Genomic DNA, 18,021 nt, shown 5'->3' on the forward strand with positions numbered 1-18,021 from the left:
GGGAAGACAGCAAGGGCGTTCTCCACTTCCCCGGTTTCCATGAGGATACGGCGAAGTTCTTAATCAACGAGCGCAGTGTTTACGGACTTGGTGTGGACACGCTCTCCATCGATTACGGGCCAACAAAAGACTTTCCCGTGCACTATCTGTGGCTAGGGTCTGGGCGCTATGGCATCGAGAACCTGACCAATCTGGATCAGGTGCCATTGGCAGGGGCAACAATCATCGCTGGCGCACCAAAGTTCAAAGGTGGAACCGGCGGACCAGGTCGTGTCCTTGCAGTTTATTAAAGATGTGAAGGAGAGCTGAGTTCAACGGCTCTCACTGTCGTCCACTCGTTAGCTAGAAGGTGTTGCAACGCCATGAGGGGGATTGTCCTTCATCTCCTTGGCGCGCTTTACCGCGTCTTCCACCTGCGTTGCCCAGATCGGGCGCTCCTCGGCGTTTTTCCAAGGTACTTTTGGCCACCAAGCTTTTGTAGAGATAACCTGTCCCGGTTCAACAGAACCACCCGGCAGCGGTATGGCGACATCCACCCCGTACTTTTCTGCGGCAACCTTGACGCGCTCAACAGGCTCGGTCCAGTTGTGAGAGGATAGATCAAACAGACCCCAATGGACCGGGAGCATTGTTTTGCCCTTCACCAGTTTGTGCACCAAAACGGCCTGCTCTGGTCCCAGATGAGTGTCTTTCCAAAGCGGATTGTAAGCCCCTGTTTCAATCACTGTCAGATCAAACGGACCAAGGCGGTCGCCAATCTCCTCAAAACGATCATGCATTCCAGTGTCACCGGAGTAGTATACTGAATGCTCTGGGCCGTTAAAGGCCCAACCAGCCCAAAGAGTTGCATTCACATCACTAAAGGTGACGGAGCGGCCTGACCTATGTCGTGATGGGGTGGCCGTAACCGTCGTTTCCTCAACTTGCGTTGATTGCCACCAGTCGAGTTCAGTAATGCTGGACTTAGAAACGCCCCAATATTCCAGATGAGAACCAACTCCGAGCGGAACGATCCATTGAACCTGCTGTTGAGCCAGTCGTTGAACCGTTTCCATATCCAGGTGGTCATAATGGTCATGAGAGATCACAACGACATCGAGCTCAGGGAGTTCTTCCAATGCAATTACTGGATCATAGAAGCGCTCAACGCCTGCCCATGGCAAAGGCGAAGCGCGTTTACTCCAGACCGGATCAATCAGGATGCGCGTTTCATCCATCTCAACCAAAAGCGTGGAATGTCCGAACCATGTGACGCGAGCTCCAGATTCCGGTAGTTTGTTGAGGCGGTCACCAATCGTCTCGACAGGAATGTCTTGCTGCGGCCTGTTGTGTTCAGTCGGCTCCAGAACAAACTGACGGAAAACCTCACTTAGCGGGCCACGCACCATTGGCAGCTCGTTTGCAAAACTATCCTCGCCCCATTGGTTGGATTGCGTCAGCTGCGCTTTGTGCTCATCATTCGGCTTTTGCCCCATGTTCGTATAGGCGCTGGCGTAGATCATACCAACTCCGATCACCACAACACCCAGCACGCCACCCGCGATCTTCTTAATCATTCTTTTTTGCAATCTCTTAGTTGCGAGTTTGAAGAACCTAGCCTGCTCGCCTTGCCCATTTCTCGCTACTTAAACTAGGAACCAGTGAGTGTACATACCAGACGCAAGCTGTAAATTATGTGCGCGAGCCACAATTCTGTGACGACCATCACATCTTCAGGCGCTCCGAAGCTCAGCGCGCATCTCTCCTCTCTTCTCTTCTCTGCAAATTGCTATAAAATATTTTGCCTCCTTCAATCTTCGATTAACTCAACGACGCAATTCACGTCATCTCCCTTAAGATTGCTCAGTATTTTGGTCTTATAGGTAAGCAAGAACCAAAAATATGTGCATTCGATTGGAGCATCTCGATGCCGAAGTCAGACCTCACCCCCGAGCAGGAAAAATGGACTGAGAAGGTCCTTAAGCACTTGAATTTAAAGAATGTGGATGAGGTGCAGCTGGACGAAATGCAGTCGGATACTACCGAACACAGCAATCGTCCCAATGAAGTGAATCCGGGACGGCCCGCAGCGCGGCGATCACGCGTGCTGGTTTCCAAGGACAGCCCGGCTGCACATCAGCAGCAGGCAGCGCAAGCGGCAGAACAGTTCAAGGCCGAGATCACTCAGCTCTCCAACAGGTATCAGACATTGGCCACGAACGCCCAGAAGCTGGATGCGCAGGCTCGTCAACAGCTCGTGACAAAAGAGCATATTGAAGCCTTCAAGGTGCAAGTTGAGAAGATCAGCAACACTTTCAAGCAGTTTAATAAGAATTTTTCCGGCCAGCAGCGCCCAGATGCCGGAACCATCAGCCTACTCAAAACATTGCTGGATAAAGTTCAGTATCATATTGGCGAAGGAAAGAAGGTTCTGCAGCAAGGATGCAAGCACGCGGATGCGATGATTGCCAAGGAGATGCCTGCTGTTGAGGCCTACCAAAACACCGTTGAAGACACTTACAAGCACCGCGATGAGTTAACGCAATGGGGCGTTGATACGGCTGACTTTGATAAGGCTCACCGCATCGCAAATCTGCCACTCCTGCGCATGCAAAAGGCGATTGCAGATCACAGCTATCCGGGCCTGAAGTTCATGTTGGGTAAGATTGCAGGCAAGAAGGAAGCCTTCGTCAAAGCCTATGATGACGCCAAGGAGCAGATTGATAAGAACCGGGAGGATGCACAACAGCGGCTGGACAAAACCCTTGCCGATGCCACCGCCTTAAACAAACGATCATCAGAACTGGAACACACTCCCGATGTGCTTACACAGTTTACAGCTTCTTTTGAGAAGGTTGCTGCTGCGACGCCAAAAGGAGAGCAGGCTTTAGGCCGTGGTGATTATCAGGGTGCGACAGCCATTTTGCACGACAACGAAGGCGCCTTGTTTCAGATGCAACAGCTATGGTTTAGCAATGCGACTGCGGCAGATGACCAAACAGATGAGCCCATCGAAAAAGGCAAACCAATCCCAACGCACAAAAAGATACAAAACCTGCGCCGTGCATTGGAACAAGCCTATGAACGGCTTCCCTTCATCAAAGCCAGTTTGCCAAATGCTCACCAGTATGAAGCTGAATGCAAGTCACTGAAGACATTGCTAACTTCCGCTCAATCAGATCTGATTTCTGGCAAGGTTGAAGATGCCGAAAAAAAGGTTCTGCCACTCCGGAAAATCCGCTTCCAGCTTTACAGTCTGACCCATAAGGCAAAAGAACAGGTTGAGTGGGTTGAGAGGCAACTTGTTCAGCTGCAAGGCGATGCCAAATCCTGGCTTGATCGCCACAAGGATCTTAAGCTCATAAGCCAGTCAGACGAAGACGCCAAACAAAGCTTTAATGCCTATGAAAAAGAAGCGGAGAACGTGAAAAGCCACTTCAACAACGCAGCAAGCCATATTGAAAACGGCAAAGCGATTCAGGCTCAAAAATCAGTCGATGAAGGCATGCACAGCCTTAAACGGCTGATTGCCCATGCTTCAGATATCGAACTGGACTAGCCCCCTGCTCCGCATTTTAAGGCTGCAACAGCTTTCTGATGCTCTTCGCCAGTGCTTGTTTCGTTTCCGCGCTGTCCGCATTGTCCGTCATCAGCCAGCGGGTCAGTAACCTGTGCGCCATACCCATAATCGCCTGCCCCAACAATTCGGCAGATGTCTCATCCCAGACTAAACCTTCGCTTTGGCCATGTGCTATTGTACGGGTGGTTTCATCATGCAATGCGACGTGCGTGAACTGGGTTTGCCCTAACCAATAAGCTTGCGGGATGTTCAGAAATACAATGCGCGCTATGCTTGGATTGGCGAAATAAAACTCGCACCAGATATCCAGGAACACGAGGCATTTATCGACCGTGTTATCAGCAGCACGCGCTGCTTGCATCGCTTCTGCATAGAGGTTTTCGAGATCCCCTTTGATGCAGGCATAGAGCATCTCTTCTTTATTGCCAAAGTACTTGTAGACTGTTTGCGGACTCACCCGCGCCTGCTGGCAGATCTGCCGTATCCCCACATCCTGATACATCCCGGAGGAGAAAATTTCCAGAATGGTTCTGCGAAGTGTTTCAAGCGCTTCTGGCTTTATTGTTCTGCGGTCTACATCCACGGTCATTCCGATTGGCTCCCCCAATTTCCACCATTGTATCCGTTTTTTTTGTGTCTCCTAGCCGCCTTGTTTGAACATGTACCGAAAAACACTCCAGATTTGATCAAGATCAATTAACTTGACACATCAACAAGATTCGGTAACGCTGTTTCCGTATATTCAGGAGGGAGAACTTTGGGGGAGTTTCAAACTTATCTGCCAATTTATGCAGTGGTTCTCGCCGTTATACTCAGTGTCGGCGAAACACTCATTTTGATCAGAACCGATAAATATTGGCCGCTTTCTGTCGATGACTATCTTGCATGCGGCTTACTCATCTTGTCTGCTTTGATTTTTGAAAGCACAGTGGGTGTCGCTCTTATGCTTTGTGCCTGGGCGTTCATGTCTGGCAATCTTTACGCAATGCTGTTTACACGGCTCGACCCACAAACGGGAACACGCGAACGCATACCTGCTCTTTCAATTTTACTTGGCGCAGCCTCAATCGGTCTTGTTGCAACCTTCGCAACGCTCATTTCAAGGATGGTTTCAGCATGACACTGATAGATACCACCAACTCAATAGATACAGGAACCTACCAGAAGGATGGCTTCCTGTGTCCAATCAAAGTGCTCGAAAAAGACGATGCCATCCGTATGCGCGCAGAACTTGAGGCTATTGAGAAGCTTCAGGGACATTCCATGGACAAAGCACAGTGCAACAAGTCGTACCTTCTGTATGACTGGGCAGATGAACTTGTCCATCACCCCGTTATTCTTGACGCAGTCGAGCAGCTGATCGGCCTGGATATCCTATGTCTGATGACCAACCTGTTCACCAAGGAAGCAGGCAGCAAATCCTACGTTTCCATGCATCAGGACGCTGCTTACTGGGGGGTGGATGCCGATGATGTGGTCACCGCATGGGTCGCATTAAGTCCAGCCACGGCTCAATCAGGCGTTATGAAGGTGGAGCCGGGCAGTCACAAAACCATCCGCACGCAAGTCAACACCTACGCTAAGGACAACCTCCTCACCCGCGGACAAGAAATCCCAGAGGAAGAGCTGGAACCGGAAAACCAGATCTACATGGAACTGAAGCCCGGTGAGATGTCGCTACATCATTTCAAATTAGTGCATGGGTCTGATGCAAACACCACCAATGATCGCCGCATTGGCTTTGCAATCAGGTATGTGGCTGCAAAGAGCAATGTGAGTGCTGATAACCAATCCGCGCTCCTGGTGCGCGGGCAAAACCATACGAGCATCAGCATGGAGAAGCGCGCGAAGGACTTGAACCCAACACAGCGCTATCGCGAACACGCCCGCGCCATGCGCAATTTGGTCAGGTCTATGCTTCTTCCGGAAAAAGGGGCAGGATTGGGAGAACGCGCAAGACTGTTCATCACGCGCCAAGCCGGCGTAATGCTAACGTACTATCGGCAAATCAAGGGGGGATAATGCAATGAGTGAAGCCAACAATAGCCATAACCAGCAATTTGGCAGTTTCAAAGAATTCTATCCATTTTATCTGGCAGAACATGGGAATGTCGTCAGCCGCCGATTGCATTTTATCGGAACAGCGCTGGTGCTCACACTTCTCACTTACATCATCACGTTCGGTCTCTGGACTTTACTGCTCGCAGTTCCAGTCGTTGGCTACGGCTTTGCGTGGATTGGGCATTTCTTCTTTGAAAAGAATAAACCAGCCACGTTCAAGTTTCCATTGTATAGCCTGCTTGGTGACTTTGTGATGTTCTTCGATATTCTGCGCGGTAAGGTTTCTATCCTGAAATAAGTCGATCGACCTGACTTGCAAGGACGGGCAAGCAGGGCAGAATTTCGGAACAATAGAAGCGCAAAGATGTTCGAACGCTGAAGGTAAAGCCCACAGATCTTGGTGCTTGTATTGGTCATGGCAGCAACTCACAATGCTTATGTGACCAATACAAATCTGAGTGTCCCATGAAAAGCCTCAGCCTGGCAGTTTTATTTCTCATTGCCTCATCCAGCCTCACTTCCGCCGGGATGAACGCCAATCTTAACTCTGCCATTGCTAATATGTGCGAGAAACTAAAAACCTGCGCATTCCAGCAAATGGGTATCAACGCGTCTTCAAAACAAACCCCGACAGCAACCGCCATCAACAACAGCGTCAATCAGGCCTGTGCGCTGATCAAAGCAGATTTCACCAGTGCGGCGACAACGAACACCCAGAAAAGAAAGGCGATTGCCTGCGTATACTCAGTCACAAAAAAGACCTGCAGCGAACTCAGCCAGCCCAACGCCCCAAGCCCACCAGCCTGCAAAGGCTTCCAAAGCTTCAAACGCGCAAAATAAGCAAGTTTCAGAACCCTTTCACGATTCCCATGGTACTTACTCAGAAGCCTTCCTTAGCTATCACCATACGTCTACCTAATATCGCATTTAATGCCTGAGCTTTAGCCTCTGAAACGGCTCCAATTACACAGCTTCACCATACTTATCACGCAGGATGTTTTTTTGGACTTTGCCCATGGTGTTGCGGGGGAGTTCGTTGATGATTAGGAGTTTTTGGGGGTGTTTGAAGCGGGCGAGGTGTTTTTTGACGGTGGTCATGATCTGCTCGAGGTCAGGGGTCTCACCCTTTTCGGCAACAATTAGTCCAAGCGGGGCTTCACCGAAGTCAGCATGGGGTATGCCGATCACAGCACTTTCATGAACACCCGGTTGCTCATCCAACAGGAGTTCAATCTCTTTTGGGTAGATATTGAAGCCGCCTGAAATGATGAGGTCTTTGTTGCGTCCAACAATGTGGACGTAACCATCCGTATCTACCTTCCCCATATCACCGGTGATAAAGAAACCATCTTCTCGTAGTTCGGCGGCTGTCTTCTCCGGCATCTGCCAGTAGCCTTTGAACACGTTGCGGCCACGAACTTCAATGACGCCGATGCTGTCCTGGGGCAATTCAGAACCCGTTTCAGGATTGGTGATCTTGAGTTCAACGCCGGGAAGCGGAAAGCCTACAGTGCCTGCGCGTCGCTCCCCATCGTACGGGTTCGACGTGCTCATGTTGGTCTCAGTCATGCCATAACGTTCTAAAATGCGGTGTCCCGTACGCTCTTCAAACTGGCGGTGAGTTTCTGACAGTAATGGCGCACTACCGGAGGTGAACAGGCGCATATGCTCTGTCAGCTTGTTGGTAAAACGCTCATCACCCAACAGCCTGGTATAGAACGTTGGCACCCCCATCATGGAAGTGGCCTGCGGCAGAAACTGCACGATGGCATCCTGATTGAACTTTGGCAGGAAGATCATAGAGCCACCAACCGCGAGGATGACATTGGTTGCTACAAACAGACCATGCGTATGAAAGATCGGCAGCGCATGTAGCAGCACATCATCTTTTGTGAAGCGCCAGTAATCAACCAGAACATCTGCATTGGACAGCAAATTGTCTTGTGTCAGCATCGCGCCTTTGGAGCGGCCTGTTGTGCCTGATGTGTAAAGAAACGCTGCCAAATCCTGCAGATCTCGTTCTACAGTCTCAAAAGCAGTTGGGTGAGTTTTGGCTTCTGCCATCAAAGACCCGGAACCGTCTCCATTCAAGGTTTTGAGGAGGACACCTAGCTGATCAGCTAGGGGCTGCAATGTCTCTGCCTTTGCGCCATCACAGGCAAGAAGAGATGCTCCGCTATTGTCGAGAAAGTAAGAGAGTTCATCACTGGTGTAGGCCGTATTCAAAGGCAGGAAGATGAGGCCTGCCTGCACACAGGCGGCATAAAGAGCCAAAGCCTCCGGTGATTTTTTAACCTGTGCAGCAACACGATCGCCCGGGTTTAAGCCATTTGCGACCAGCGTGTGCGCCAACTGTGCGGTTGTTGCCAAGAACTGGGCATAAGTAAGAGTAGTGCCATCTTGAAGGAACAGGAACGGCTCTGTTTTGGACGCGTGGATCCCAAACAAACGATCATAAAGCGGGTTTGCCATGAGACTGCCTTTCACTATTGCAACAGACGTTCACCAGCCTCTTGATATGAGACACTGGTATTGATTCATCGAGATAAGACTAGTGCGAACCTACGGCCCTGAACAGGGATACTTCTCCCCGAACTCTCGTAGTAACGGCAACGAATTGTCCAGCTGACATTTACGCTCTATGCTGCAAGAATTGACCAAGGATGCAATTTTCAAATGACTCATCGCACAATTTTTACTGATCCCGATCTGGCACAATTTTATGAGCTGACACCACGAGATCGCGCGGATCACACATATTGCAAAGTGCTTGCACGCGAGGCACGCTCTGTCCTCGACCTGGGGTGCGGTACGGGAGAGCTTACCGTTCAATTGGCTGAGGGTCGCCGTGTGGTTGGTCTGGACCCGGCTGAAGCAATGCTGGAGATTGCACGCCAGCGCCCCAATGGAGAACAAGTCCGCTGGGTACAAGCGGATGCCCGTTCATTTGATCTGGGAGAGACGTTTGACCTGATCTGTCTGACCGGACATTCCTTTCAGTTTTTCCTGACGGAAGAGGACCAGCTTGCAGCTCTTAAAATGATCGCAGCGCATCTAAGCCCCAAAGGCCTGTTTGTCTTTGATACCCGCAACCCGAATTTTCCGGGCCAGAAGACTCGTCGCAAAGAGGAAACACTGAGCCGGACGCAGCACCCTGCCCTCGGTGCAATTGAGAGCTGGAACATTTCAGAATATGACGAAACCACTCAAACGCTCAGTTTCATCAATGCTTACAGGCAGCTTAAGACTGGTGAGATTTTCAGCGCGCCTTCTGAGATTAAATATACGGCACAAGACAAAATCGACCAGCTCCTCGAAGAAGCTGGCTTATGTGCTCAAACATGGCTGGGTGAATGGACAGGTGAACCTTACCACGCAACCTCACGCGAGATCATTCCCATAGGCAGAAAAACTTGAAGCTATCGCTCAATACGCGCCAGAGCGAGACCAATGCCAGAACCAATGAAGAGCGTACCGGTGAGTTTATGTCGCAAATGACCTATGCTCTTGAAGAACGGTGTTGCAGAACGAGCAAGAGCCGCCCAACACAGATCTCCACCTAGAATAACGAGAAGGTAGATCAGCGCTGGCTGGGCAAGAGCGTAACTCGTGCTTTGATCTCCAACGAACTGAGGGAGGAAAGCCGCACTGAACACGAGCGTTTTCGGGTTGATCAAAGCAAGCAACATGCCCTGCCAGAACAGCTTGCGCAAAGGGATGTTACTGGCTTCAGCGTTTTCCAACATATCCGTCCGCTCCCGCCAGGATTTGATGCCGAGATAGATCAGATAGGCCGCACCAACCCATTTCACCCATAAAAAGGCATCTGCAACAAGTGCCAAAAGGGCAGAAAATCCAAGCACCACAATGCTGAGCTGGATGGCAACGCCGAGTGTTGTTCCCAGTACCGTAGCTGCTCCAAAGCGGAAGCCATGGCTGATGGTATTGGCTGCGATGAGCGCAACGTTGGGGCCTGGGATGGCCACCAGAGCCGTAGTCGCAATCATAAGCGCTAATATCATCTCAACGGACATGAGTTCCCCTCCCAAACATCAGAGGATAGTTTGGGAGGTTCTTTGTCACATTGCAAGCTATGCCTTTGATTGGACTGCAATTGCTTAATGGAAGGCAGCGAGCTTGTCCGGGTTTCGCTGCGCATAAATCGCATCGACTTTCATGTTATCATCATAACCAAAGGTGAAAGTCGTCGTGATCCCGCTTCCGTCGACCGTGACGAGAGACAGGCAGGAGTTGAGTTCTTCAACCCAAGCTTTGCCACTGTTCGCGGCTGGGGAGATCGCCTTTTCGATAAAGCCAAGCACTTGCTCCAGACCAACAAGTGGTTTTGGAACGGCATTGACCTTGCCGCCGCCGTCGGAAATAAGCGCAACATCAGCCGCCAAAAGTTTAGAAAGTTCGGCTGTTTCTCCGGTTTCCAGCGCGCTTTGGAATACACTCACCATCGCCCGCTGTTTTTCTGGCGGAGCAACAAAGCGTTGAGATTTCTGCTGAATATTGGCCTTTGCCCTTGAAACCAGCTTGCGGCAACTGGCCGGAGTGACCTCCAATATATTTGCAACGTCTTCATAACTGGAGGAAAACACCTCGTGCAGCAAAAACGCAGCCCGCTCTTTTGGAGCAAGGCGTTCCATCACCAAAAGGAATGCCATTGTGAGACTTTCGGAAAGCTCCACTCTGTCTTCCGGCGTGTCCTGCGTGGTGGTGTGAAGCGGCTCAGGCAACCACATACCAACGTAATTTTCGCGTTTTTTGCGTGCTGATTTGAGCTGATCGAGTGCTTTGCGGGTGCAAACCGTTGTTAGCCATGCATCAGGGTTGGCAATGTCGTCTTGCGCAGCAGCTGACCAACTGAGATAGGTTTCCTGCACCACATCTTCAGCTTCTGCTGTTGTGCCCAGCAAACGATAAGCCAGCCCCATCAGCATGGGTCTGGCCTGTTCAAATACACGAAGTGATTTGTCTGAGTTCTTCATCAATGGTTCGATATCGCAATCCGGTTCCAAAGGTTGATCATACCAACCATCGCCGTCAGGGTGGAAATTTCCTGATCACTGTAGTGCTTTTTCAACTCCTGGCGAAGACGTGACAACTGATCTTCCTTGTTGAGTTCTGTCAGTGCTTCGGTCCATTCAAATGCCAGCTTCTCTTTTTCTGAAAAGTCATCGCAATGGCGCCAGATGATGAGGTGGTCAAGACGCTCGTTGGTTTCACCAGCTTTGCGAGCGTCGCGGGTATGCATCTTCACACAAAACCCGCAGCCGTTGATCTGCGATGCCCGCAGCAAAATAAGGTGGTGCAGCTTTTCGTCAAACCCAGTCGCAGCGATGGTTGCTTCCACGCCCTGAAGGGCTGCCATGATCTGCGCACCGCTCTCGTAGTGATTGATGGTGGTGTGAACGTTCATCGTTATCTCCAGTGATTGTTTTGTTGCGTTCACTGGGTCGACGAGACAGCCCTCTCAGATGTGACGTGCTTTTCAGTTTTTTTCAGTTCGGACTGTTTCAAGCCATTTGTTTCACCGGATGACGATAGACTAAATCATCAGGGTCGAGAGAAGACGCATTCGTGTCGTGGTAGGCACCCATCCGCTCCGCTAGTTTTATGGATCTTGCATTATCAGGTTCGATATAGCTGACCAACGTTTCTAACCCGCGAACGTTAAAGGCCCAACCACGCAAAGCAAGAGCAGCTTCCATTGCGTACCCTTTTCCTTCGGCGTGTTCATAAACATACCAACCCAGCTCATACTCAGGAAACAATGGTCCACGATTGATACCAACCTGGCCGATACATTCGCCTGTTTCCAGCAGATCAACCGATAATGCTCCATGACCAGAAAGAGCCCAAAGCGCCACATCATTGCAGAACATGCCCCAGGCACTTTCCGTTGTATGCGGCCCGCCCATATGTGCAGCGCGTTCGGACTTCATCAACTGCTCATAAGCAGGCCAATCTTCAATTGTCATCGGCCTTAAGCGTAATCTTTCTGTTTCAAGTGTCGGTATCACAGTCATTTGATCAGTCCAGCAATGAAAAAAGGAATCTCTGAGCGTAATGTCATTGACGAACATTATTCCGGCAGATGCTTTGTAAAAAGCAATTTTTAATCTGGCGCACAGGGAACTTTCAATATCGACTAAGCACTCAGGAGTGACATCCAAGATCTTGCTTTTGATTGCACACTTGATTTTGTTAAGGATTCACCCATCTGTTGAAATGAAAAAGGCAGCCCGAAAAACTGCTCGTTCCCATTTGCACATAATCAATACGGAGCCACAATTTTATGAGTGATAAACAAGAATATACCCCACCAAAGGTTTGGGTGTGGGAACAGGAAAACGGCGGCCAGTTCGCAAACATCAACCGTCCTATTGCTGGTTCTACTCATGACAAAGACCTGCAGGTGGGCAAGCATCCGCTGCAGCTTTACTCGCTGGCAACGCCAAATGGTGTGAAAGTCACCATTATGCTGGAAGAGCTTCTGGCCGCAGGTTTCAGCGAAGCTGAGTATGACGCATGGTTGATCAAGATTGGTGAAGGCGACCAGTTCTCCAGCGGTTTTGTTGGCGCAAACCCGAACTCCAAAATCCCGGCACTGGTGGATCACAGCACCGAAACACCAACCCGTGTATTCGAATCTGGTTCTATCCTGCTGTATCTGGCAGAAAAATTCGGAGCCTTCCTGCCGAAAGATCCGGCAGCACGCACAGAAGCCATGAACTGGCTGTTCTGGCAGATGGGGTCCGCCCCATATCTTGGCGGTGGTTTCGGTCATTTCTACGCTTATGCGCCAGAGAAGTTTGAATACCCGATCAACCGTTTTGCTATGGAAGCAAAACGCCAGCTCGACGTTCTGGACCGCAACTTGGCCGAGCGCCGCTTTATGGCTGGCGACGAGTACTCCATCGCAGATATCGCGATCTTCCCATGGTACGGCGCACTGGTGCTCGGTTCGCTCTACAGCGCAGCCGAGTTCCTCTCCGTTGACGACTACAAAAACGTCAAGCGTTGGGCAGAAGAAATCGCAGAGCGCCCTGCCGTGAAACGCGGCAAACGCGTGAACCGCACATGGGGTGATGAGGACCAGCAAGTCCCAGAACGCCACGACGCAAGCGACCTGGACCCAAAGCCAGCCTCTGAAAAAGCGTAACCGCAAAATCAGAACGTAGAAATACAAACCCGGCTTCGATGAGGCCGGGTTTTCTGTATCGTAGTTGTTACCCTCCGACCAGTACGAGCGGTGGTGGGGTTATGCCTTGCTTGCGAGATTTCGTACCCGAAGGAACTACCTTTGATGGGTTTTGCCTCACAGGAGTAGGCGCATCTGCGATCTTGTCGAAGTATGAGTTGTCATTGACCAGATAAACGTTCTTTTTGTAGGTGTAAGCCAATCGATCAATCAGTCGGTTAAAGACCCATTCTGGTGAGTAATACCTATCAAAGCCAATCGATAATGACTCCATTGTAGCTTTGCCCGGATCTCCTGAAACCTCAAACCGATAAACGACATCCTGAGCTTTCTGGCCAAGGAAAGCATAGCCCTTTAATTGACCAGTTGCAGACCCTTTAAAGCCAAACATTGTCGAATATCTAACTTTGGTTAGAACGATAGTTAGGTTTTTCGCTGGCGTTCCAGCTGGTACCCACTGCGCACTATTACGAGCAACCTGATTGAACTTTCGCTTCAACTGCTTTGCAACTAAGGCGCTATGCTCTCCATTGGGAACAATAACTTTAACTTTGTTGATGCGATAAGCTCCGCGTTCTTCTGGTGTTTTGGTTGTTACACAACCAGCGAGCAGCAGAAATGAAGCAACGATAATCAGAAAACGAGCCATATTATTGATACCTGCAATTGTATTTGTGCAATTTATAGTTGCGAAAGTTAAACAGCGTTTAATTTTGATTGATAGGTGCCAATCTCTCTAAAAGCATCACGCTTACCCTGTGCACCGTCCCTCTTTTCCAATCGGAAATTGCGGTAGTTCAATTCCTCGCCTGTCTCCCGGGTTTAAGATTTGTTCCAAAGAGCAAAAAGGAACGAACCCATGTCGGAGCTTCTCAAACAGTTTAAGGGCATTACGGAAGACCCTGGCCTCTCCTTTACGCAAAAGGCGCGTTATCTCTCGCTGGAGGCAGAAAACTCTCTGCCCTACCCTGAGCTTGATGAGGAAACCACTAAGGCGCTGGAAGAGCGTGTCATCTGCGACATGTACGAGGGACATGCGCCGTTCAAACCGCGCTATGTGATGCCCAACTATTCGGTTGTTCTTGAAAAAGGCAGCACCTTCCTGGAGCTGGACCCAGCCACCACCTTGGATGAAGCTATCAACTCCCTGATGATTGCTTATCATCACGTGCCGTCTGTCACCAACATGCCGGTGTTCATTGGTCGCCTCGACAATCTGTTGCTGCCGTATTGCGATGATGTCAGCGATGAAGATCTTTACAAGAAGCTGAAGCTATTCTGGCGCTATCTGGACCGTGTGCTGCCGGATGCCTTCATGCACGCCAATGTGGGGCCAACCGACAATCGCGTAGCCCGTACCATCATGCGCATTGATGCAGAGCTGAAGCAGATTGCACCCAACCTGACGTTTATCTGGGATCCAGATGTCAGCTCTGATGCGATCTTCTCTCAGGCTTGCGAAAGCATCATTGAATGTTCCAAACCCCACATCGCGAACAACCCACTGCATCAGCCTCTGTTTGATGACTACGGCTATGGTGTCGCCAGTTGTTACAACGTGCTGCCTCTATGCGGTGGCGCTTCCACTCTGACCCGCATCAATCTGCGAGAAGTAGCGCGTCGCTCCAAAGATACTGCAGACTTCTTCGAGAACGTTCTGCCGAAATACATTGACCTCAACTTCCGCCTGACTGAAGCGCGGATTGACCATCTCTTCAACAAGTCCGGCTTCTTTGAGAGCTTCCTTGTGAAGGAAGACTGGATCAGCCGAGACCGCTTCACGGCCATGTATGGCATCTTTGCCATGGCGCAGTGCGTGGATGAGTTGCAGGCCAAGGAAGGTCGCTCCGGCAAGTACGGACATGATGAGACCGCCAACCAGCTTGGTCACCGCATCTCCAAAGTGCTGTATGAGGCTGTTGAAGCGCGTCCGATGGAAAACTGTTGGCGCGGCAAGGCTATGCTGCATTCACAAGCAGGCCTCAGCGATGATGATGGCTGTACGCCAGGTGTTCGCATCCCTTACGGCAGTGAGCCCGATCCTGTCACGCACGTTCAGGCATTGGCAGAGCACCATGCGTTCTATCCATCCGGTGTCTCTGAAATTCTAACACTGGACGAGACCATCGAGAACAATCCAGCCGCGCTGGAGCAGCTCGTGAAAGGTGCGTTCCAACTGGGCTTCCGGGAGTTTTCCGCCAACGTCTCCAACAATGATCTGGTGCGCATCACCGGTTACATGGTGCGCTTGTCAGACATTGCGAAGTTCAAAGAATGCGGTGGGTCTCGCATCAACACCACTGTGCTGGGTGCGGAAGCTGCTGAGACTGGTAAAATACTGGAGCGTGCACCACGGGTGATGAGCCATGAACTTGCCCCTCGCTACAGTCAGTAAGGTTTTAAAGTTCTCTTGCGTGGATGGGCCGGGCAACCGGCTTGTCCTGTTTCTGCAAGGCTGCAACTTCGCTTGCCCGACCTGCCACAACCCGCACACCATGAAGCTGTGCAACGATTGCGGCGACTGCGTGCCAGAGTGCCCGAACGGCGCTCTGACCATCGTGCAAGGCAAAGTGGTGCACGACGCGAGCATTTGCGACCAATGCGATAAGTGTCTGGACGTCTGCCCCATCAATGCCAACCCTAAGGTCACGCAATACAGCGTTGATGATGTTCTGGCGCTTTTGTACCAGAACAAACCGTTCCTGAATGGCATTACGATTTCAGGCGGGGAAGCTACAACGCAGCTGAAGTTCATCATCGCTTTGTTCACAGCGATCAAAACGGATGAAAAGTTGAAGGATCTCACCTGCTTCATCGATAGCAACGGCTATTTGCCTGCAGCTGCGTGGAAGACCGTTCTGCCCGTAACCGATGGCGTGATGCTTGACATCAAAGCCTTCAACAACACCTTGCACCGCCTGCTCACCACACGCAGCAATGAACGCGTTCTGGCCACCGCTAAGCTGCTCTTTAAGGCAGGTAAGCTGCACGAACTGCGCTATCTGCTCATCCCGGGCCGCACAGACAGCGATGAGGAAATCGAAGACCTCGCTAACTTCGTTCGTGCATTGGATACAGATACGCCCTTACGCCTCAACGCCTTCCAACACCACGGCGTCAAAGGCGAAGCCCTCACCTGGCCAACCATGAAAGAACCAGACGTGGAACGTATTGCAGCGGAGTTGAGGTCCGCAGGGCTAACGAATGTGGTGGTGCCAGCGGTTTATATTTAGCCCTTCCGCTCCATACGAAACTTCTGCGGTGAAACGCCGATGGCGGCTTCGAAGGCGCGGGAGAAGGCGCTGCGGCTGCGGAAGCCGATGAGGTGGGAGACGCGCTCAATTGGGTGGTCTGTTTCCAGCAGCATAGTGGCAGCACGGCGCATGCGCACATCTCGTAAAAGTTCCATCGGGCCACTGCCGTATGCTTCCTGAAAGCGTTTGGCGAAGCCGCTGCGGCTCATGCCAGCGAGGGAGGCGAGGCTCTCGACGGAGTGCGGTTCGCCCGGAGTGTCAAGGATATGCCGAAGCACCGGCCACATGCGTGGATCGCGCAGCGCGGCCATCCATTCCAACCCACCGCGCTGATCGTTGAAGCGGCGGCGCATTAGTTCGATCATGCATTGCATCAGGAGTGCACGCACCATGGCGAGGCTTCCGGGCGCAGGGTTGGCAAGCTCCAACAGCAATCGTCGGATTGGCGCTTCACAGGCATCCTCACCAGCCTGATTTTCGACAATAGGTTCCTGCACCAGATCAATCAGATTCTCCATCTGCCGCAAGCTGAGCGAGATACGAGAGCAGATCGCAATGAGTTGGCCTTTGTCCTGTGTGTCACTGTTATGGATCAGGTGTGCCATTTTCAGCTTATCTGGATTGCAGCTGGGGATTGGATCGTGAACCTGCCCGAAGCTACGCAGAACGTGCTTTTTGAGGGCAGGCACAAGGATCAACGACCCTTTGCTCACCGGAATGGCAGGACGTCCCGGCAGCACAAGCTCCCCTTCCCCGGCAAGCACATAGTGCAGCGTTGCCAAAGGGTCTTTGTCCAGATCAAGATCGCAGGCGCCATTCAGCTCGCACAAAGCAAACGGATGCGCCTGTATCTCCATTTCATCGAGAATAAAATGAATATCCATGCTGATCTCTATACGCGTCCAATCGATGAAATGATACATATCAGGACGAAAAGGTACCAATTCTGGACCATAAAGCACATAGCTTATTCCATCTTCTCTTCACCGAACAAGAGAAGGAACAGACGATGTGTAATGATCATGATCACAAGAAAACACTCAGCCGCCGCGATGCTCTGCGCGGTGGCCTGACAGCTGCAGCAGCTGTTGGTGGTGCGGCGATTGCAGGTTCAGCGCACGCCAAAGCGCAGGACAAAGTGAAAGATCCATATGCCCCACCAGCAAAGTCCGTTCTGCCTCCAAGCAACATGAAGCTGGACCTGAGCCGCGCTGCGCTTGTGGTAACAGATCCGCAGAACGACTTCCTGTCTCCTGATGGTGTGACCTGGGGTGTTGTCGGCGAGAGCGTGACCCGCAACAACACAGTCAGCAACATCGAGCGCCTGTTCAAAGCTGCAAAAGCAGCGGACATCACCGTGGCTGTTTCTCCTCACTACTACTACCCAACCGACCACGGCTGGAAATTTGAAGGCGCGCTGGAAAAGCTGATGCACAACATCGGTATGTTTGACCGCAAAGGCGCACTCAACGTGGATGGCTTTGAAGGGTCCGGTGCAGACTGGCTGGACGTTTACAAGCCATACATCAACGACGGCAAAACCATCGTCACGTCTCCGCACAAGGTCTACGGCAACGACACCAATGACCTGTCTCTTCAGCTGCGCAAGCAGGGTGTCGATCAGGTTATTCTGGCAGGTATGTCTGCTAACCTTTGCACCGAGAGCCATATGCGCGAGTTGATCGAGCAAGGCTTTGAGGTTGCTGTGGTGAGTGATGGCACAGCTGCTGCTATTATTCCGGATGGTGATGGTTATCTGGCTGCTCTGACCAACTTCCGCTTCATCGCAAACGCGGTCTGGACAACAGACGAAGCTGTTAAGCTGCTTCAGGCTTAACCACCTAAAGCGTTTCGAGATTAATTTGAGATGCATCCTGCGGCTTTGAAGTAGTTCCAGCATTCTGTCGGATTGTAGAGGTCGCAGATTTCCCCGATGG

General features: G+C 51.2%; 20 protein-coding genes. 11 read left to right on the top strand and 9 right to left on the bottom strand.

Annotated features, from left to right (window positions below):
• Nucleotides 1-290: cyclase family protein (locus tag PPL9_RS32905; RefSeq protein WP_208989088.1), on the top strand; the 290-nt coding region annotated here is incomplete at its 5' end.
• Between the two features lie 48 nt (nt 291-338).
• Here the strand turns inward: PPL9_RS32905 and PPL9_RS00770 are convergent.
• Nucleotides 339-1,556 (bottom strand): MBL fold metallo-hydrolase, encoded by a 1,218-nt coding sequence (locus PPL9_RS00770; RefSeq protein WP_057460855.1) that lies wholly within the window; start codon nt 1,554-1,556, stop codon nt 339-341.
• A 350-nt stretch (nt 1,557-1,906) separates the two neighbouring features.
• Here PPL9_RS00770 and PPL9_RS00775 point away from each other — a divergent pair, with 350 nt between their 5' ends.
• A complete protein-coding gene (locus PPL9_RS00775; RefSeq protein ID WP_057460856.1) occupies nt 1,907-3,538 on the top strand; it encodes a hypothetical protein in 1,632 nt (543 codons plus the stop codon).
• Between the two features lie 16 nt (nt 3,539-3,554).
• On the opposite strand, the gene PPL9_RS00780 is transcribed toward PPL9_RS00775, so the two are convergent.
• Nucleotides 3,555-4,148, bottom strand: coding sequence for a TetR/AcrR family transcriptional regulator (locus tag PPL9_RS00780; RefSeq protein ID WP_057460857.1), 594 nt, complete (start codon nt 4,146-4,148; stop codon nt 3,555-3,557).
• 168 nt (nt 4,149-4,316) lie between these two features.
• On the opposite strand from PPL9_RS00780, the gene PPL9_RS00785 reads away from it, so the two are divergent.
• The 4 genes from PPL9_RS00785 to PPL9_RS00800 all read left to right on the top strand — a co-directional run bounded on the left by PPL9_RS00785 (nt 4,317) and on the right by PPL9_RS00800 (nt 6,460).
• Nucleotides 4,317-4,679 (top strand): hypothetical protein, encoded by a 363-nt coding sequence (locus tag PPL9_RS00785; RefSeq protein WP_057460858.1) that lies wholly within the window; start codon nt 4,317-4,319, stop codon nt 4,677-4,679.
• The gene (locus PPL9_RS00790) at nt 4,676-5,581 is read left to right on the top strand and encodes a phytanoyl-CoA dioxygenase family protein (protein WP_057460859.1); all 906 of its coding nucleotides are present in this window, start codon (nt 4,676-4,678) and stop codon (nt 5,579-5,581) included. The genes PPL9_RS00785 and PPL9_RS00790 overlap by 4 nt, the downstream gene beginning before the upstream one ends.
• A gap of 4 nt (nt 5,582-5,585) precedes the next feature.
• Entirely contained in the window at nt 5,586-5,918 is a 333-nt protein-coding gene (locus tag PPL9_RS00795; RefSeq protein WP_057460860.1) for a DUF962 domain-containing protein, read from the top strand.
• A 167-nt stretch (nt 5,919-6,085) separates the two neighbouring features.
• Nucleotides 6,086-6,460, top strand: a complete 375-nt coding sequence (locus PPL9_RS00800; RefSeq protein ID WP_057460861.1) for a hypothetical protein — start codon at nt 6,086-6,088, stop codon at nt 6,458-6,460.
• 123 nt (nt 6,461-6,583) lie between these two features.
• Here PPL9_RS00800 and PPL9_RS00805 read toward each other — a convergent pair whose 3' ends face one another.
• On the bottom strand, nt 6,584-8,092 hold the full coding sequence (locus PPL9_RS00805) for a malonyl-CoA synthase (protein ID WP_057460862.1): 1,509 nt from the start codon (nt 8,090-8,092) through the stop codon (nt 6,584-6,586).
• Between the two features lie 204 nt (nt 8,093-8,296).
• Here PPL9_RS00805 and PPL9_RS00810 point away from each other — a divergent pair, with 204 nt between their 5' ends.
• Nucleotides 8,297-9,037, top strand: a complete 741-nt coding sequence (locus tag PPL9_RS00810) for a class I SAM-dependent methyltransferase (protein ID WP_057460863.1) — start codon at nt 8,297-8,299, stop codon at nt 9,035-9,037.
• A 2-nt stretch (nt 9,038-9,039) separates the two neighbouring features.
• Here the strand turns inward: PPL9_RS00810 and PPL9_RS00815 are convergent, their stop codons facing one another.
• The 4 genes from PPL9_RS00815 to PPL9_RS00830 form a co-directional block, all read right to left on the bottom strand.
• A complete protein-coding gene (locus PPL9_RS00815) occupies nt 9,040-9,654 on the bottom strand; it encodes a LysE family translocator (RefSeq protein WP_057460864.1) in 615 nt (204 codons plus the stop codon).
• Nucleotides 9,655-9,738: 84 nt separating this feature from the next.
• Nucleotides 9,739-10,614 (bottom strand): RNA polymerase sigma factor SigJ, encoded by an 876-nt coding sequence (sigJ, locus tag PPL9_RS00820; RefSeq protein WP_057460865.1) that lies wholly within the window; start codon nt 10,612-10,614, stop codon nt 9,739-9,741.
• Nucleotides 10,614-11,045, bottom strand: a complete 432-nt coding sequence (locus tag PPL9_RS00825) for a carboxymuconolactone decarboxylase family protein (RefSeq protein WP_057460866.1) — start codon at nt 11,043-11,045, stop codon at nt 10,614-10,616. The genes sigJ and PPL9_RS00825 overlap by 1 nt, the downstream gene beginning before the upstream one ends.
• A 97-nt stretch (nt 11,046-11,142) precedes the next feature.
• On the bottom strand, nt 11,143-11,655 hold the full coding sequence (locus PPL9_RS00830; protein WP_082596432.1) for a GNAT family N-acetyltransferase: 513 nt from the start codon (nt 11,653-11,655) through the stop codon (nt 11,143-11,145).
• 269 nt (nt 11,656-11,924) lie between these two features.
• Here PPL9_RS00830 and yghU point away from each other — a divergent pair, with 269 nt between their 5' ends.
• Complete coding sequence (gene yghU / locus PPL9_RS00835; protein ID WP_057460868.1) at nt 11,925-12,791, top strand: glutathione-dependent disulfide-bond oxidoreductase; 867 nt, start codon at nt 11,925-11,927, stop codon at nt 12,789-12,791.
• Between the two features lie 67 nt (nt 12,792-12,858).
• Here yghU and PPL9_RS00840 read toward each other — a convergent pair whose 3' ends face one another.
• Nucleotides 12,859-13,479 (bottom strand): hypothetical protein, encoded by a 621-nt coding sequence (locus PPL9_RS00840; protein WP_057460869.1) that lies wholly within the window; start codon nt 13,477-13,479, stop codon nt 12,859-12,861.
• Nucleotides 13,480-13,689: 210 nt separating this feature from the next.
• Between PPL9_RS00840 and PPL9_RS00845 the strand changes: the two genes are divergently transcribed.
• Nucleotides 13,690-15,225, top strand: a complete 1,536-nt coding sequence (locus PPL9_RS00845; RefSeq protein WP_057460870.1) for a YjjI family glycine radical enzyme — start codon at nt 13,690-13,692, stop codon at nt 15,223-15,225.
• Nucleotides 15,197-16,063, top strand: a complete 867-nt coding sequence (locus PPL9_RS00850; protein WP_057460871.1) for a YjjW family glycine radical enzyme activase — start codon at nt 15,197-15,199, stop codon at nt 16,061-16,063. The genes PPL9_RS00845 and PPL9_RS00850 overlap by 29 nt, the downstream gene beginning before the upstream one ends.
• Here PPL9_RS00850 and PPL9_RS00855 read toward each other — a convergent pair.
• A complete protein-coding gene (locus tag PPL9_RS00855) occupies nt 16,060-16,968 on the bottom strand; it encodes an AraC family transcriptional regulator (RefSeq protein WP_108819721.1) in 909 nt (302 codons plus the stop codon). The two genes, PPL9_RS00850 and PPL9_RS00855, sit on opposite strands and share 4 nt — an antisense overlap.
• 125 nt (nt 16,969-17,093) lie before the next feature.
• On the opposite strand from PPL9_RS00855, the gene PPL9_RS00860 reads away from it, so the two are divergent.
• On the top strand, nt 17,094-17,921 hold the full coding sequence (locus PPL9_RS00860; RefSeq protein ID WP_057460872.1) for a cysteine hydrolase: 828 nt from the start codon (nt 17,094-17,096) through the stop codon (nt 17,919-17,921).
• Nucleotides 17,922-18,021: the final 100 nt, after the last annotated feature.

Source organism: Pseudovibrio sp. POLY-S9 (assembly GCF_001431305.1).
Lineage (GTDB): Bacteria > Pseudomonadota > Alphaproteobacteria > Rhizobiales > Stappiaceae > Pseudovibrio.